Genomic DNA, 15,951 nt, shown 5'->3' with positions numbered 1-15,951 from the left:
GAAATCAACTTTTATTATAACTTTAAACTAACAAATACTCCCTAAGAGAAAGTCCATTTTCTTTTGAAGACATACAGTAAGCAGCACCTTCTTTCCTTAGATCTGCAGGCGCCATATTAATCGTAATCTTCTTACCGGGAATTTTGTATCCAACGTTCTTCAGTGCAGCAGAGATCCTGTAACTGCTTTCTTTGATGGCATTATCGGGAAGGCCGACGAGATGATACCCTACTCCTCCAGTATCTACATTTACTTCAATAGTAATGGTTTGTGCAGCTACCCCGAAGATGGCACTCCCGTAAATTTTAACTAACATGATTGGTGTTTTTTGTAAAAATAAATAATATAATATTTCAAAAAATCAACTTTTTTATGAATAGTTTTTGGATTCAAAATGAATTTTAAAAAAATTATCCTTAAAAAGACAAGCCGATACAGATCGTCTCTGTACCGGCTTATCGTGATTAAAAAAAACTAACTAAGGATTGATCGTATGTTGTTATTTCTTTATGAATTTATTCTTATAGGTATTTCCCTGCGAGTCTTTGGAAAGAATAATATAGTTTCCGGGTACGAGCCTGCTCACATCAATAGCCTCATTAAAACGGTGATCATTTTTCTGAAGGACCACTTTTCCTGACATATCAATAATGGAAACCGCTTTGTACGTTTTATCGGACTCTTTTCCGATATACAGGAACTGGGCTGTAGGATTTGGATATATTTTCAGGTTGCTTTCCTTGTGTTTCGTTTCATCTGTTCCAAGACTGCAGAACTCCCAGTTTCCAAAATTCAGTTTTACAAAATTTCCTGTCCCTAAAAATTCACACTGATCCGGGCAATACTCTGTACAGGCATAAAACCCATATTCTCCGGATTCTGTTGCCGTATAGGTATCGCCGATTGCACCATTTACAACACAAGGATCTCCATTGGAAGGCGGTGCGCTGGCTGGAATGCATTTATACCATACGTGGCTGCCATAGAGATCTGGAAAGACATCATCAAATTTTACGGATGCTCCGGCACAGATATTATATTCTCCAAGTCCTACCTGAGAAAAAGTTCCGGGTGTAAAGGTGCTCATCATTGCAGGAAGCGCATACATGAATCCATCTGCCATAATAGCCGGGCTTTCTGCCACACAGTCTCCCTGCGTAACTGCCACTTTAAAATAATAAAGCTGGTCATCATTTCCATTGATGGTTAACGTCTGAGAAACTGCCCCGGGAATTGGTGTCCAAGGATTGGTATTAGGCGTTTGCCAGGTCCATTGCTGCTTGTACCACTGGTAGCTTCCGAATGTTTGTGTAGAAAGTGTCTCTGTTTCGGTATTGCAGAAGAGTATTTTATCCGGAAACTTTACACCCAGCCTTGGGCTTGTGATAGTTGGGTTACACTGTGCTTTTATATTCAGAAGGGTCATGAACAGAAAAGCCAAAAAAATCAGTTTTGGTTTCATATTTAAATATTTAATGGTTTATTTTTAGTCTTACTCAGTAGTATCAGTCCAGTAACAGCCTGATCCCGAACTTCATATTAAAGTTTAATGGTTTTTCTTTGTAAATGGTATTGAGCTGATTCTCATTTTTAAAATGATACCCTATACCGGGCTCTGCATATATCCCGATTTTATCAATGATTTTCACCTGCAGCCCTACTGCCGAATTCACTGAAAACTGTACGGGTTTAACATCAAGCCGTTCCTCCTGTTCGTCCTGCACTTCATTATTTACTATATATTTTGTCTTAAGTTTTCCTGCTACAGCTTTTTCTGCAAGTACTCCGCCGGTAACATATCCTGTGAAGCGTCCTTTCTGAATGACATTATAGTTTATCTGTACCGGAATGCCTATATAATGAATGCTCTGATCTCCTTTTATATAATTTGAATTACTTCCGGAATGAAGTTCTGAGGTAAGTTTTGTATAATTGACACCTGTACCAATGCCCCATTTTTTCCCAAGGTTATAATACAGGGAAACACCAAATGTAACAGGTATTTTATGCCTTATCCTTGCTTCAACTTCTTTGCTTTGATTAGCCAGCAGGACTTCCGTAAGCGGATCAGGTTCTGTCCCGGAAATCCAGAAATCACTAAAAGCCATAGGACTACCGCTCATGGAAGTGTAGCCAGGGAATTTCTGTTCGGAAGAATTTGAGGAGACATTTCCTGTAAGCATGCTCAGCATCCATTTTTTGGACTGACGACCTAAAGCTTTAGGTTTATCGGTGCCGGTATACTTTTCCGGAAGTTTATTTTCATAATTGTTAAAAATTTCCCCGTCATCTTGTTCCTTTTTCAATACCGGATTCTCACTGACCGAAGGTGATGTCTTATAAAAGGGTGATGTTTCAGTTGCTAATGGGATTAAATTATTCTGCTTTTCTATAAGCCCAGGTATTGTCCTATTATGATCAATGGTTTGTTTAAATATATTTTCTAAAATAGTATGCGGATGAGCTTTTCCTGTCAATATATTTCCCTGTCCACTGTATTTTTCACCTGATCTGGTATTGACCTGCTCATTTGTACTTGCTTTTACTGATTCTGTGATTTTATTGCCTTCTTTTCTAAGGTTATCTGCATTTTCAGAGTTTAAGGTTATCTTAGGTTCTGCTTTGTCAGTATTCATTTCCAGTAAAAGTTTTCCCGTGAAAAACAGCATAGCAACAGCAGCGGCCATTCCACCAATACGGTAGAACAGAGTGCTTTTTTTACTTACAGAAATAGTTTTACTTTCTTTTTTATCATCAGCTCCAAGCATCATGCCTCCCGCTATTCCGTTTTCTTCGGAAAAAAGTTCATCTTTAATATCTTCCCACAGCCCATCAGGAATATCCTCTTCGTGGTCTTCCATTTTCCTGTGCAGATCATTTAGCCACCGATTATTCATATTGTGCTTTTTTTGACATTTTAAATTCTTTTATTTTCTGGATCAGCAGTCCTTTTGCCCTGTGAAACTGTGAGGCGGAAGAATTTTCTGCGATTCCTAAAAGCCCGGCGATCTCTTTATGGCTTTTTTTCTCAAATACAAACAGGTTAAAAACGGTCCTGTACCCATCAGGAAGCGAGCGTATCATTTTCATAATGGCTGCCTGGGGAATTTCTTCGAGATCCGGTTCCTCATCATTGGGAATGTCAGGAAACTCTGTAAGATCATCATTTGTTGTTATGCCGGAATGCTGTTTTATATGTTTTAAAGCTTCGTTTACGGTGATGCGGATCATCCATGCTTTCAAAGAACCACTTCCTCTGTATTCAAATGTTGCTATGGAGCGGAACATTTTGATAAAGCTGTTCTGAAGAACGTCATGAACATCGTCTTTTCCTGAAAGATAACGGGAACAGACCCCGGCAAGGTTTCCGGAATAATTTCCGAAAAGTTCTTTCCAGGCAGCTTCTTCCTTCGTGAGAAGGCGTCTTATCAAAATCTGCTCCTTGTTTTCTTCCATGTACGACTAAGGTCCGGTTTAGCACCGATTAAAATTTTAAAGCAAAAATAGACCGCATCCGGCAAACCACAATCTATTGTTTATATTATCTATCAATTAGTTTTTATACAGTACGGAAAATTGTAGTTAATCGCCTCGAAAGGATTCAATTCCGTTCCATCTACTGTTATTTTTTCTGCTGCCAAAGCAAATCTCATTGTATGATCCATTCCTACAAAGTATCCTTTCTGCTTTGCTGTGATTGTTACAACAGTTTTTTTGGTCACGCCATCTACCGGGATCTGAAGTTCAAGCTCTTTAGGTGCAAAAGTAAGCTCTACCCAGTTTTTATCCGCATTTAGCACCGTTGTATAATTCAGATTATATTTCACTTTTCCCATCGCTGTTATGGCATTCTGGGTTTTTACAGGATCTTTTACTACCGCCATTACGATTTCCTTTAAAGGAAATTCCGGAAATGTGAGGGTATCTTTTTTTATTTTAAAGCCTACAACTTTTTCCGACCTAAACTCTCCCTGCACCGTGATAAGCCTTCCTTTATAATTTCCGTTAATATCTTCCAGCTTTACGGGTGGTACTTCTATCCTGTCCTCGTTCATACACGAGAACAGGGAGAAGATGATTGATAAAATTAAAACGGTGGTAATAACCTTAAGTACTATTGAATTCTTCATTTCATTATTTTTTTACATTAAACATTAATTGTATTGAGTACTCATGTATAAAATCCGTTTTTTAGGAAATCTTGCGTGGAACTTTGAAAAAATAATGAAATTATGTTGTAAAGTATTGATTTACTGTAATAAAATTTTACAATTATTATTTTAATTCTGTCTTTAGAATTGGGGGCTTTTATAAAAAACAAATTAAACGGATCCTGTAAAATGAAAAGCCAAGAAAATATTTAAAAAGTACAATCTAATAATAATTCATATCTCGCTGAAATTCAAAACAAAATGTCGTAAATTTATTATCCATAAAAAAACAGTGTTTTCCCCCTTTTATAAAGTTGAGCAGTTACCTAATTTTGTTTTATAAAATTAAAAACCATAAAAATGAAAACTCCTTTTTTATTCAAAAATCTAAGTGCGCTTCTTGCTGTGCTTATTTTAAGTTTTTGTATGCTAAGCTGTACACGCTGCTCCGAACCGCCTAAAGAACCCGTAAGTGACAGCTATAAAAAGAAACTGATCAGCTACCGTGAAGGCCGGGTGCTTTATGATGAATACTCCAGGACCAACAATGCAATTCTTACAAAATACAGAAACGGGGAACCGGATTCACGCTGGTATTGGTTTTCTGTAGAAGATATGGAAGGATACCTTAGATATGTAAAAGAAACTGCTAAAAAACAACACCTTAAAAATCCGGGAATCAGAATTTATATGGGAAAATATCCGGAGAACCATCCTAAAAGCAAAATGGCAAAACCGGAATACGCCGGCTACCAGACTATCTTCTTAGTTCCTACTGCTCAGAATCTGAAAAGAGACACCACGGGGACAATGTCCAGGGCAATGAGATCCACAGATGAGAATATAAATGTAATGGAGATGGAGGTTCTGAATATGACCAATCTTGCTCCTCCACCTAAAGTGTCTACCGCAGACATGCCGTAAAAATAAAGCCATGAACTGGAATATAGAAATAGGGAAACAAATATCTATGGTGATATCTCTTGTAGTCGTGGCTTTGATGATCATCAGATACAGAAACATCAGGAAAGATAATTTGTTTTTTATGGCAGGATATATATTATTTTCCCTGATTGATATTTTTTGCTATTTCTATTTTAAAGCTACTCACCGATCTACTGAAATATTTTATGTAATTGGCTTTTTAATGATTGTTTTTTTTCTGTATTTGCTGTATTATTTTCAATTACTGTATTGGCCTCTTTTAAAAAAATTGCAGTTGATCCTTCTGATTCTTTTTCTGGCCAATATTGTTGTGATGTTTTATACAGAAGATGATCTGCTGCATCGTTTTTCTTTTAATATGCTGTATACCGATATCCTTTTGTTACTGTTTTCCATTGTTTTATTTTTATATCAGACCTTTAATTCTGATAAAATACTGGAGCTTACTAATTATTTACCTTTTTGGATTTCAGTCTCTTTACTGATTCTTTTTATTGGAAGTATCCCGATTCTGTATTTCAGAACTACCGTTTCGGAGCATATCTATTTTTTTATTTTATTTATGCTGAATTTTATCAGTAACGGGATACTCATGCTGGGATTGATTTGGAACAGACCGGACAAACTTAGATAAGACTTTAAAGTATGGAAGAAAATAATTTGGTTATTACCTTCACCATTACCTTACTTATTGTCGTTCTGATGATGATCTTCATCTATGTGGTCTTTATCAAAAAGAAGACAACCCTTCTGATCGAACAGAAAGAAAAAGACATGCGGTTTGAAAAAGAACTGGCAACTTCGCAAGTGGAAATAAAGGAACAGACGCTGAATTACATCGGACAGGAATTACATGATGATGTGGGCCAGAAGCTCTCTGTGGTCCGTTTGAGACAAAACCAGCTCATTTCCAAACTGAAAAATGCAGAAAAAGAAGAACTGAGCGAACTGAGTGAATTGTTGGGTGAGTGTATCCAGGATATCAGAAACCTTTCGAAAACCCTGATTACGGAGCAGATCATTCATTTCGGACTGACAGAATCCATTGAAAGGGAAGTAAAAAGAATACAGAAATTAAAATTATTAAAGATAGAATTCATCACCCAGAAACAGGATATTGATATTTCTCCTAAACATGGACTGATCCTCTTCCGGATTATCCAGGAAAGTATCAATAATATTTTAAAGCATTCCAAGGCCAAAAATGTATCTATCAGGTTGAAAGACGACCATGAAGCCTTACGCATCCATATTTCAGATAACGGAAAAGGTTTTAACACGTCCAAAATACAGGATGGTTCGGGACTGAAGAATATGGAGCTGAGAGCTAAGCTGATCCATGCAGAATTTTCCATCCAGTCGGAACTTGATAAGGGAACACAAACCTCAATAATCTATTACAAACACTTCATATGAAAACTATTCCCATAGCTATCGTTGATGACCATACGCTAATGTCTAAGGCATTGGAAAATATGATCATAGAAAACCCTCAATACAGCGTGATCATGAATCATCCCAACGGTGAAGATTTTATTGCCGCCATAGAAAAAGCTTCAGAATTACCCGCTGTAGTACTGATGGACATTAATATGCCTTATAAAAACGGTATAGAAACTACAGAATGGTTAACCGAACATCACCCTGAGATAAAAGTGATCGCGTTGACCATGGAAGATGATGAAAAAATACTTATCAAAATGCTGAAGGCAGGAGCAAAAGGATATCTGCTGAAAGATATGCAGCCAGCCATACTTTTTCAGGCGATAGATACCGTTTTTGACAAAGGGAGTTTTTATACCGATTTCGTCGCCCAGAAATTATTAAAGGTAAAAACAGAAGACATTAAAAATGCGTCTCTCCTTTCCGAATTAAAAGACAGAGAAAAAGAATTTATAAAATGGGCCTGCAGCGAACTTACTTACAAGGAAATAGCGGACAAAATGTTTCTCAGCCCTAAAACTATTGATGGCTACAGGGATTCCGTTTTCACAAAATTAGAAATAAAAAACAGGGTCGGTTTGGTTCTTTTTGCCTTAAAGCATGATTTATGCTGATCTGATTTTCTTTTTTTTAATCAACATAGCCCAAAACCATTTATAACTCACTCATTCATCCGGTAGATTTTCAAAATTTTACCGGATTTTTCATTTTCGCTTTATTTATCATCCATAAAATAGTTCAGTTGTAAAAAATAAATACTTTTAATACATTTGTTTAAAACATATTCTGAATGAATTTCGAGCAGATCAACTTACATCTTGAGGCTTACAAAGAGCACGACCAGATCCTGGATGCCGCTAAGTTTTTAATCCATTCCTTCGACCTGGAGCATGAAAATTTTGCGGGTTTTGGATTCCGGGAAGAACTCTCTCCCACGTCCATGCTTTTGACAGCAGAAGGAATACTGGGAGGCCCTCAGACCGTAATGATCCCGAAGAATTTATTTGATTTTGATCTGAATCTCGTCCTGAATATGGTTGCCCACGAAATGCTCCATGTACGGCAGAAAGCTCCCGGAAAGGTCATCGAAGACAAAAATGAACGGGAATTCCAGGCCTATTATGAAATGCTTTTTCATAAAGTCTTTCCACAGATCCCGGAAGTCTCAGATCATTATAAAAAATTCTTTGGAGGTCAGGCACTTGAATATTACAGAAGAATGGGCGCAGGATCGGAATTGCAGCAGAAATATGAAGCAGAAAAAGTGGAAGTAGAACATTTAATCAATTCATTATCATGACCATAAAGCCGGAAATATCCTGGACAGACTTTGAAAAAATAGATATACGATGCGGAACGATAATTTCAGCTACCGATTTTGAGAAAGCAAGAAATCCTTCTTACCAGCTGGAAATTGATTTTGGGGATCTTGGAATTAAAAAATCCTCTGCACAGATCACTTCCCTCTATCAAAAAGAAGAGCTCATAGGAAAACAGGTGATGGCTGTAGTGAATTTCCCCAAAAAACAGATCGCCAATTTCTTCAGCGAATGTCTGGTCATGGGAGTTTATGGTGAAGATAAAAAAGATGTCACTCTTTTAACCCCTTCGCTACCCGTAAAAAACGGAATGCAGGTAGGATAAATACAAACACATATGATACAACACATTCCATTAGAAAAGATCTTATTTCTTGATATTGAGACCGTTCCAGGATCAGGATCATGGGAAGAACTTCCTGAAACTGAACAAAAGCTCTGGGACAAGAAAACAAGATTTCAGAGAAAGGAAGACGTTAGTGCAGCAGAATTCTATGACCGTGCCGGCATTATGGCCGAGTTTGGAAAGATCATCTGCATTACCATCGGAATGGTCGAAAAGAATGAAACCTTAAAAATTAAGAGCTTTTCAGGTCACGATGAGAAGAAGCTGCTTCAGGAATTCGGAGAGATATTCAACAGCCCAAGACTGAATAACGTCATTCTCTGCGCCCATAACGGAAAAGAATTTGATTTTCCGTGGATTGCGAGAAGGTATCTGATTAATGGAATCCAACCTCCGGTTCCTTTCCAGATGTTTGGAAAAAAGCCCTGGGAAATTCCTCATATTGACACGATGGAGCTTTGGAAATTCGGAGATTATAAAAGTTTTGTTTCCCTGGAACTGCTGGCCCATGTGTTCGGAATTCCTACTCCCAAAGATGATATAGACGGTTCAATGGTTTCATCAATCTACTACATAGAAAAAGACTTGCAGCGAATAGTTGACTATTGTGAAAAAGATGTCTTAACTTTGGCAAATGTTTTCCGGCGGATGCGTCAGGAAGATTTGTTGAAAAGGAATATCAATCTAGATTAAAAAATGAAATTTACAGACGATCAAATTGCTGACATTGGTGAGGAAATCATCAGCGTCTTAAAATCCGTATACGACCCGGAAATCCCGGTAGATATTTACGAATTAGGACTGATATATGATGTACAGATCTCCGAGGATGGCGATGTAAAAATTATAATGACCCTTACTACCCCGAACTGTCCGGTTGCAGAAAGCTTGCCTCAGGAAGTAAAAGACAAGGTAGGAGAAGTGGAAGGAGTGAAAAGCGTAGATTTAGAGCTTACGTTTGAACCAAGCTGGAATAAGGATATGATGAGTGAAGAAGCGAAGTTTGAATTGGGAATGCTTTAGAATTATCCCTGAAATAAATTAGGCTGTGTCAGTATTGGCAGCCTTTTATTTTGTAACTAAAACATTAAGATGGTTTAATATTAAAAACCAATAATTTACTTAATTAAACTTAAAGCCTAAACAGCCCTTAATGGTTTAAAAATGTTTATCAGATATCCTTCGCAATTTCTTTTCCTTCCCTCCGGCTCCATTCGCTCCATGAACCTACATACAGATCAGGAATCGGAAAACCTGCATAATCCAGTGCCAAAATAGTATGACAGGCCGTAACTCCAGATCCGCAGTGGATGATCAGATGCTGGGGTTTATCTTTTAAAAGTTCTGTATATTTTTCTTTTAAAACTTCTGGTTTCAGGAAGTTTCCATTCTCATCAAGATTTTCTGAAAAAGGAATATTAATTGCTCCCGGAATGTGTCCGGCTACAAGATCAATGGGTTCAGATTCACCTCTGTAGCGGTAAGCATCTCTTACATCGATAATGGTAGAACAATGGTTTATTATCTCATTTTCAACATCTTCCAAAGTCTTAAGCGGAAGAAGCCAACCTTCTTTTTTAATGACAGAAGTTTTTTCAAAAGTTTCCTCACCAGATGAAAAGTCTAGTCCTTCTTTCTCAGCAGCCTGAAATCCTCCATCCAGAATCTGAACGTTTTCAAGTCCAAAAGATTTCAGCATCCACCAGGCTCTTGCGGCGGCATTGGCTCCGTTTTTATCATCGTAAATAACAATATGAGAATCTTCTGATACTCCGAGATTTGACAATGTTTCAGCAAATTTTGCAATGTCCGGAAGTGGATGTCTGCCTCCAAAAGCGGCATCTTCTCCAATCTCGGCCAGATCTTTATCCAAATCTATAAAACGGGCTCCTTTGATATGCTTCGCAAGATAAGTTTGATGTACATCTTTTCCTACTCTCGCATCAAGAATGATGAGGTTTTCTTGTGGAAGATTTTTTAGCTGGGATGATGAGATTATGGGTGACATTTTTGGTGATTTTGGGGTTAAATGATAGTTTTTTAAATATAGGAGAGCAGGTTAAAGCCCGCTCCTATTGATATTTTATTTGTCCCGCAGATTGTGCAGATTATTTAATTCTTTAAAAGCAATTTCATCCGATCCATCTATCTGATTTACAAGATGTTATTTCTTAATTAAAAATGAAAAATATCCTTCGCTTTATTATACGAACTTTCAAAATTCAGCAGATTCAATTTGTGTTCTACTTTTTCTACGCTCATAAAGTTGATCACCTGTTCAGTAGGCATATTTCCTACCAGATCATCTTTGGCCATAGGACAGCCACCAATTCCTTTAATCGCACTGTCGAATCTTCTGCAGCCTTTATCGTAAGCGGCCTTCAATTTTGAATAAGAATCTTCATAACGGTTATGAAAATGCCCTCCAAAATTAATTTCAGGATATTTAGATGGAATTTTTTCAAATAAAAGGGCAATGGTCTCAGGAGTGGCGACACCTGTAGTATCAGAAAGCAAAACATCTTTAATTCCAATTTCTGAAAACCTTTTGGCCCAGAAATCTACATCTTCCCATTTCCACATTTCTCCGTAAGGATTTCCAAAGGCCATAGAAAAATAGATATTCAGCTGCTTGCCTTCACTTTTAACAAGCTCAAGTATCCTGATGATCTCGCTAAAAGCCTCTTCCTGGTTTTTGTTGGTATTTCTGTGCTGGAATGTTTCGGAAATAGAGAACGGAAATCCTAAAATATCTACGCTCTGATGTTTTAATGCTTTTTCAGCTCCTCTGTAATTCCCGATGATCGCGGAAACTTTGGTATTGGATAAGGATTTATCAATATTTTCAGCCACCTCATCAGAATCGGCCATCTGCGGAATTGCTTTTGGGGAAACAAAGCTCAGACAGTCCAATACATCGAAGCCAACCTCCATCAGAGAGTTGATGTAATCTATTTTTTTGCCGGTAGGGATAAATTCTCCCCAACCCTGCATGGCATCTCTAGGACATTCAGTAAGAAACATTTTTACTTTTTGATTTTCTCAAATATAATAAAACTAAACAAGTTTATATACGGCACATACAAATCTAACATTATTTTGATTTTCAAATATTTATATTCAATTTAAAATTTCGATAACTGATATGTAATTCCGGATAAACCAGACCAGACATGAAAACCGGTGTTTATCTCCAATATTCTGATTCAAAAAATAGCTATGTTAATGATTTTACAATCGTAATCAGACTCATCACAATCACCACCACACCTACTACCGCAAACATTTTTTTGGCAGGAAGACGCGAGGCAAACATTGCTGAAAAAGGAGCTGTAAAAACACCTCCCAGAAGAAGACCAAGCACAATATTCCAGTGATGGATCCCGATGGTGAAAATAAAGGTTAACGCGCTGACTACGGTTAGTAAGAATTTAGCCATAGTTGAACTTCCCACCACATACCGGGGCGTTCTTCCCTCTTTAATCAGGGTTCCGGTCACCAATGGTCCCCAGCCTCCTCCGGCAAAAGAGTCAATAAATCCTCCTGCCAGTCCCAATATTCTGAGATTAGTTCTCTTTTTCTGTCTGTTGTTTCCTGATTTTTTATTTTTTCCTTTAAAAGCATTTCTAAGGATGTTGATTCCTAAGTACAGGGTATAGCAGGCGATGACCGGTTTTACAATATGGGCATAATGTTCCCCAAAATGAGACAGCGCAAAAGCTCCAATAAAAGCCCCCACTGCTGCTACAGGAAACAAAACCCAAACCATTTTTTTGTTGACATTCCCTAATTTATAATGGCTGATGCTCCCTGCTGCCGACGTGAACGATTCCGCTGAATGAATACTTGCGCTTACCACCGGCGGCGGAACATTCAGAAGCAGAAGGATTGTTGTACAGATCACTCCATATCCCATACCCATAGATCCGGCGACAATTTCTGCCAGAAATCCGGCCAGCAGCATCCAGTAAAAAATATGTCCGTCTTTACTGAGAAAACTCTGAATATCCCCGGACAGGTCAAATTGATAAATAATCAACGCCAATACACCAATAAGTGTCAAGATCCCTATGATTCCAAGGTAAATATTGGCTCTTCTCTGTACTGTTTTGGTGATGCTGATTAGTTTTTCCATCTCCAGTTTCGTTTCAGCAGGCTGCTCCTTTTTTTCACCCAGATATTGTGTTGTAAGCCTGTTCAGCTCTTTTACCTTGTAAGTAAAGTCTCCTTTTAACTGATTGCGGATGTTTTGCATATTGTCTAACAGCCCATCCATTTCTTCATCAGGAATTGTTTCCGTTAAAATCTCACGTAACCGTTTGGCTACCGTCGGAGATTTTCCGTTGGTAGAAACTGCAATTTTAAGATTTCCTTTTCTTACAATGGAACCCAGATAGAAATCACACAGGTCTGGCTTATCGGCAATATTCACCAGTGTATTATTCTGATGAGCCCTGTCACGGATCTGCTCAGCGACAAAAATATCATTAACCGCCACAATCGCAAGATCGGCACCGTTAAAATCATTATCGGTAAAAGACCTCTCGTGCAGGGTGAGGTTGGGGTAATTCTTTTTTAGTTCTTTAACCTGATCACTTATTTCCAGTGCTACAAGTTTAATACGCGCTCCCGGAGAATTGGCTAAAACAGATTCCAGTTTTTCCAAGGCAATATTGCCCCCACCAATGATGAGCAGTGATAATTCTTCGAGTTTTAAGAATATGGGATATAAAAAGTTACTCATCTTATTTAAAGTTTTAGATCATAAGTAAATGCAACATAATACAGTCCTCCGATCTCGGGCCCTGCCGCATACTGAAAATACCGGCGGTTAAGCAGATTCGTTGCTCCGATTTTCACACTTGCTTTGATTTCCGGAATTTTCCATGTTGCCTGAGCATCAATGGTATAATAGGCCGGAATGTTTCCGGAAGCTAACGGACTTTCCCATAAGAAACTATTCTGCCATCTCGCCGCAACTGTAAATCCTATATTTTTGATAATCTCCCTATTTCCAACACTTAAATTGACCGCCCATTTAGGGGTATTAAAAGCCGTAATAAAAAGGTCAGAAGTATTGGTTGAAACCAGGTCATTATACGAAACGTTGACGTTCACATTATAGTTTTTCACCAGATTATACCTTATTCCCAGGGATGTTCCAAGACTTTTATATTTACTGTTGCTATTGGTATATACTCTGTATCGGTCCTGCTTACTTCTGTCCAGCATTGCTAAAACCGCATGATCACTACCGATATTTTCATTTTTTGGAACAGCTACTTCTACCTGTCCCAAAAAACCTTCATAAACATTATAATAAAAGTCCCAGTCGATGACTAGCCTGCTGTCGAATAAGGCTGATTTATAGCCTATTTCAAAAGAGGTTACCTTTTCAGGCTGTAATTTCGGGAGATTGGCAGCCGACAACAGGGCTCTGTTTTTCAGTGCAGCCTGGTTCTGATTGAGCCCTCCGTCTACATCTTTATTGACTGCAGAAACAAATTGGTCAATAGAAGCCAGCGTATATGAGTTTTCAAGGTAACCCAATCCGTCATTGGCTTTCGAAAGCCCACCTACTCTTCTTACATTTCCGTTATTCACGAATGAAAGGGCTTCAAATAAAGAAGGGAAACGGTAACCATTTTGAAAAGAAACCCGGAAATTATGTTGATTAACCGGAGAATAAACCACGCTTACCCTTGGATTTAATTTAGTTTCAAACTCAGGATTTCTATCGGCGCGAAGAGCCAGATTTACTTTTAATTTATCATCGAAAAAAAGCTTGGTAAGCTGGGCAAATGCTCCATATTTCTGGTAAATGACATTGTTCCCGAAGGTTCCGTCAGGTAAAGGAATATTCCGTTCGCTGACCGGCCTGTCGAAATCAACAAAGTTATTTCCGTCAGGAGTGATGCTGTAAAGGCGGTAATCTGCTCCTGCAAGAAGGCTGAAAATCTTTACAAATCGAGTGAAATCATAGGTAATTTCGCCCTGATAAAAATGGGATTTCTGTTCAAGCTTTGCCCCTCCTGTAGCAGGTGCTCCTGCAATTCCGGAGTTGGCTGAATCCCAGTTATTGATCCCGATGATTGTATTTTTTAACTGTTCAAAAGCTGCCGTTCCCGGAATGACTCTGTTTTTATCGGCTTCCTGTCTCGCCAAAATAAAAGCATCATTCAGATTCACTCCTGAATTAAGCCTGTCCTGCAAAGTATTCTGAAAGATATTTTTCCAGTTGGTATTAGACAGATTGGTAAGGTCCAGATTATCGGCTAAAGGCTTAAGATTATAAGAGTCTCCGGTATTTTCTATGGACATATATGCCCTGAACGTCAACTCTTTGCCCGTCAATTCTACTTTATGGTTCTGAACGGTTGCATTCTGAAGGCGGATCTTATTTCCTCTCTGAAAGGTACCATCGAGTAATCCGTAACGGTACACATAGGATGTTTTCCACTGATCTCCAAAGCGATAGAACAATCCTGCATCAAATTTCACATTTTTCACTTCAGGGCTTATCAGGTCTTTTTCATCATATCCTGTCCTTGATATGTTAAAAGAGGTTGGCTTTCCGTTGTAATTTACTTTTACAGAGGTACGGTTGTTTCTTTCATCACCATATTTATTCCAGAGGTCTTCAGCCGGGTTGTTGGTCAGGGGAAAGTTTGGATTGGCAGTGATTAGTGAATTGGGGTTCTGGTCCGTGCGGTTATCCGAGATCCAGTCAACTCCGCTGAAATAAGAGGCATTGATCTTTACGGCAAAATTCTTATTAATAACTTTTGCAATTCTGATGGCACTTTCTCCTAAGGCAGCTGTTTTATGATTCACATTATCCACATGGTTCACACCGCCTCTGAAATAAAGACTTATGCCTTCCGAGGTAAACGGATCTTTTGTCTGGAGACTCGCCAATCCGTTCACAGCATTCATTCCGTACAGGGCAGAAGCAGCTCCGGGAGTAATTTCCATGGACTGGATATCTAATTCTGTCGGGCCTATGGCGTTTCCCAACGGAACTCCAAGTGTGGCAGACTGTACATCGACCCCGTCTACCAGCTGCATGAATCTGAAGTTATTCGGAGAATTGAATCCACGGGAATTAGGCACTTTTAAAGTAAGACTTGAGGTTAAAAGCTGCAACCCCTTTACATTTTCCAATGTTTCGTAGAATGAGGCAGCCGGACTTTCCCGGATGGTTTTAATATCAATCTTCTCAATGGCAATCGGTGATCTCAGTATTTTTTCAGGAACACGTGAAGCAGAAATCACTACTTCATTGATGATGGTATTCTGAGGATTTAACTCTACTGCAATTTTACTGGACAATGACAATATTTCAGTCGTTTGGCTGGCAAATCCTTCTTTGGCAATGACAATTCTGAAGGGTATTTTCACCCTTGTTCTCAGGCTGAAATTTCCTTCCTGATCAGTTACTGACGTATCCTGAGAATGTTCTACCTGAATCTTTACTCCGGCAATGCCTTTATGGGTGTCTGTATGTTTAATAATTCCGCTTACTTCAATGAGCTGCTGCGCCTGTACAAGGCCAGAGAAAGAAAGGGTAAATAATATAAGGATGATTTTTTGTTTAAAATATGGGTGGTGTATGGATTTCACTTGATTAAAATTTTAGGGTTGAAAAATGATTTATGCGTCGTCAACTAATGAACAGCACATACACATTCGGAGCTCTAAAAGATTCTGATCATGTTTTTTAGCTTTTTTCTGTCTGTAAAGGAGG

16 protein-coding genes and 1 pseudogene are annotated in these 15,951 nt (G+C 38.4%); 8 read left to right on the top strand and 9 right to left on the bottom strand.

Annotation, left to right across the window (positions count from 1 at the left end; translation table 11 throughout):
• Positions 1-67 precede the first annotated feature (67 nt).
• The 5 genes and pseudogenes from ACMGDK_RS14810 to ACMGDK_RS14790 form a co-directional block, all read right to left on the bottom strand.
• Positions 68-316: pseudogene (locus ACMGDK_RS14810) on the bottom strand (magnesium chelatase domain-containing protein); the annotation flags it as partial.
• Positions 317-499: 183 nt separating this feature from the next.
• Positions 500-1,462: a T9SS type A sorting domain-containing protein gene (locus tag ACMGDK_RS14805; RefSeq protein ID WP_436808668.1), complete on the bottom strand. Its 963-nt coding sequence runs from the start codon at positions 1,460-1,462 to the stop codon at positions 500-502.
• A 43-nt stretch (positions 1,463-1,505) separates the two neighbouring features.
• Positions 1,506-2,897: an outer membrane beta-barrel protein gene (locus ACMGDK_RS14800; protein WP_436808667.1), complete on the bottom strand. Its 1,392-nt coding sequence runs from the start codon at positions 2,895-2,897 to the stop codon at positions 1,506-1,508.
• Entirely contained in the window at positions 2,890-3,456 is a 567-nt protein-coding gene (locus ACMGDK_RS14795; RefSeq protein WP_436808666.1) for an RNA polymerase sigma factor, read from the bottom strand. The genes ACMGDK_RS14800 and ACMGDK_RS14795 overlap by 8 nt, the downstream gene beginning before the upstream one ends.
• 92 nt (positions 3,457-3,548) lie before the next feature.
• Complete coding sequence (locus ACMGDK_RS14790; RefSeq protein ID WP_436808665.1) at positions 3,549-4,130, bottom strand: DUF4840 domain-containing protein; 582 nt, start codon at positions 4,128-4,130, stop codon at positions 3,549-3,551.
• 381 nt (positions 4,131-4,511) lie between these two features.
• Between ACMGDK_RS14790 and ACMGDK_RS14785 the strand changes: the two genes are divergently transcribed.
• The 8 genes from ACMGDK_RS14785 to ACMGDK_RS14750 all read left to right on the top strand — a co-directional run bounded on the left by ACMGDK_RS14785 (position 4,512) and on the right by ACMGDK_RS14750 (position 9,227).
• Complete coding sequence (locus tag ACMGDK_RS14785) at positions 4,512-5,075, top strand: hypothetical protein (RefSeq protein WP_436808664.1); 564 nt, start codon at positions 4,512-4,514, stop codon at positions 5,073-5,075.
• A gap of 10 nt (positions 5,076-5,085) precedes the next feature.
• A complete protein-coding gene (locus tag ACMGDK_RS14780) occupies positions 5,086-5,730 on the top strand; it encodes a hypothetical protein (RefSeq protein ID WP_436808663.1) in 645 nt (214 codons plus the stop codon).
• An 11-nt stretch (positions 5,731-5,741) separates the two neighbouring features.
• A complete protein-coding gene (locus tag ACMGDK_RS14775) occupies positions 5,742-6,512 on the top strand; it encodes a sensor histidine kinase (protein WP_436808662.1) in 771 nt (256 codons plus the stop codon).
• The gene (locus ACMGDK_RS14770; protein ID WP_436808661.1) at positions 6,509-7,153 is read left to right on the top strand and encodes a response regulator transcription factor; all 645 of its coding nucleotides are present in this window, start codon (positions 6,509-6,511) and stop codon (positions 7,151-7,153) included. The genes ACMGDK_RS14775 and ACMGDK_RS14770 overlap by 4 nt, the downstream gene beginning before the upstream one ends.
• 176 nt (positions 7,154-7,329) lie before the next feature.
• Entirely contained in the window at positions 7,330-7,839 is a 510-nt protein-coding gene (locus tag ACMGDK_RS14765) for a hypothetical protein (protein WP_436808660.1), read from the top strand.
• The gene (locus tag ACMGDK_RS14760; protein WP_436808659.1) at positions 7,836-8,183 is read left to right on the top strand and encodes a tRNA-binding protein; all 348 of its coding nucleotides are present in this window, start codon (positions 7,836-7,838) and stop codon (positions 8,181-8,183) included. The genes ACMGDK_RS14765 and ACMGDK_RS14760 overlap by 4 nt, the downstream gene beginning before the upstream one ends.
• A 12-nt stretch (positions 8,184-8,195) precedes the next feature.
• Positions 8,196-8,897 carry a 3'-5' exonuclease gene (locus tag ACMGDK_RS14755; protein WP_436808658.1) on the top strand — a complete coding sequence of 234 codons (702 nt, stop codon included), beginning with the start codon at positions 8,196-8,198 and terminating at the stop codon, positions 8,895-8,897.
• Between the two features lie 3 nt (positions 8,898-8,900).
• Positions 8,901-9,227, top strand: a complete 327-nt coding sequence (locus tag ACMGDK_RS14750; RefSeq protein WP_111954157.1) for an SUF system Fe-S cluster assembly protein — start codon at positions 8,901-8,903, stop codon at positions 9,225-9,227.
• Between the two features lie 148 nt (positions 9,228-9,375).
• On the opposite strand, the gene ACMGDK_RS14745 is transcribed toward ACMGDK_RS14750, so the two are convergent.
• The 4 genes from ACMGDK_RS14745 to ACMGDK_RS14730 all read right to left on the bottom strand — a co-directional run bounded on the left by ACMGDK_RS14745 (position 9,376) and on the right by ACMGDK_RS14730 (position 15,827).
• On the bottom strand, positions 9,376-10,212 hold the full coding sequence (locus tag ACMGDK_RS14745; RefSeq protein WP_436808657.1) for a sulfurtransferase: 837 nt from the start codon (positions 10,210-10,212) through the stop codon (positions 9,376-9,378).
• A 167-nt stretch (positions 10,213-10,379) separates the two neighbouring features.
• Complete coding sequence (locus tag ACMGDK_RS14740; protein WP_436808656.1) at positions 10,380-11,228, bottom strand: hydroxymethylglutaryl-CoA lyase; 849 nt, start codon at positions 11,226-11,228, stop codon at positions 10,380-10,382.
• Between the two features lie 193 nt (positions 11,229-11,421).
• Positions 11,422-12,948, bottom strand: coding sequence for a TSUP family transporter (locus ACMGDK_RS14735; protein ID WP_436808655.1), 1,527 nt, complete (start codon positions 12,946-12,948; stop codon positions 11,422-11,424).
• Between the two features lie 5 nt (positions 12,949-12,953).
• Positions 12,954-15,827, bottom strand: coding sequence for a TonB-dependent receptor (locus tag ACMGDK_RS14730; protein ID WP_436808654.1), 2,874 nt, complete (start codon positions 15,825-15,827; stop codon positions 12,954-12,956).
• Positions 15,828-15,951: the final 124 nt, after the last annotated feature.

The organism is Chryseobacterium hilariae (genome assembly GCF_051400735.1).
Classification (GTDB): domain Bacteria; phylum Bacteroidota; class Bacteroidia; order Flavobacteriales; family Weeksellaceae; genus Chryseobacterium.
This window is presented reverse-complemented; position numbering and strand designations above follow the sequence as displayed.

Bases quoted from the DNA above. Each gene is read 5' to 3' on its own strand.
- ACMGDK_RS14805 (WP_436808668.1), bottom strand. From the start codon at position 1,462: ATGAAACCAAAACTGATTTTTTTGGCTTTTCTGTTCATGACCCTTCTG.
- ACMGDK_RS14800 (WP_436808667.1), bottom strand. From the start codon at position 2,897: ATGAATAATCGGTGGCTAAATGATCTGCACAGGAAAATGGAAGACCAC.
- ACMGDK_RS14795 (WP_436808666.1), bottom strand. From the start codon at position 3,456: ATGGAAGAAAACAAGGAGCAGATTTTGATAAGACGCCTTCTCACGAAG.
- ACMGDK_RS14790 (WP_436808665.1), bottom strand. From the start codon at position 4,130: ATGAAGAATTCAATAGTACTTAAGGTTATTACCACCGTTTTAATTTTA.
- ACMGDK_RS14785 (WP_436808664.1), top strand. From the start codon at position 4,512: ATGAAAACTCCTTTTTTATTCAAAAATCTAAGTGCGCTTCTTGCTGTG.
- ACMGDK_RS14780 (WP_436808663.1), top strand. From the start codon at position 5,086: ATGAACTGGAATATAGAAATAGGGAAACAAATATCTATGGTGATATCT.
- ACMGDK_RS14775 (WP_436808662.1), top strand. From the start codon at position 5,742: ATGGAAGAAAATAATTTGGTTATTACCTTCACCATTACCTTACTTATT.
- ACMGDK_RS14770 (WP_436808661.1), top strand. From the start codon at position 6,509: ATGAAAACTATTCCCATAGCTATCGTTGATGACCATACGCTAATGTCT.
- ACMGDK_RS14765 (WP_436808660.1), top strand. From the start codon at position 7,330: ATGAATTTCGAGCAGATCAACTTACATCTTGAGGCTTACAAAGAGCAC.
- ACMGDK_RS14760 (WP_436808659.1), top strand. From the start codon at position 7,836: ATGACCATAAAGCCGGAAATATCCTGGACAGACTTTGAAAAAATAGAT.
- ACMGDK_RS14755 (WP_436808658.1), top strand. From the start codon at position 8,196: ATGATACAACACATTCCATTAGAAAAGATCTTATTTCTTGATATTGAG.
- ACMGDK_RS14750 (WP_111954157.1), top strand. From the start codon at position 8,901: ATGAAATTTACAGACGATCAAATTGCTGACATTGGTGAGGAAATCATC.
- ACMGDK_RS14745 (WP_436808657.1), bottom strand. From the start codon at position 10,212: ATGTCACCCATAATCTCATCATCCCAGCTAAAAAATCTTCCACAAGAA.
- ACMGDK_RS14740 (WP_436808656.1), bottom strand. From the start codon at position 11,228: ATGTTTCTTACTGAATGTCCTAGAGATGCCATGCAGGGTTGGGGAGAA.
- ACMGDK_RS14735 (WP_436808655.1), bottom strand. From the start codon at position 12,948: ATGAGTAACTTTTTATATCCCATATTCTTAAAACTCGAAGAATTATCA.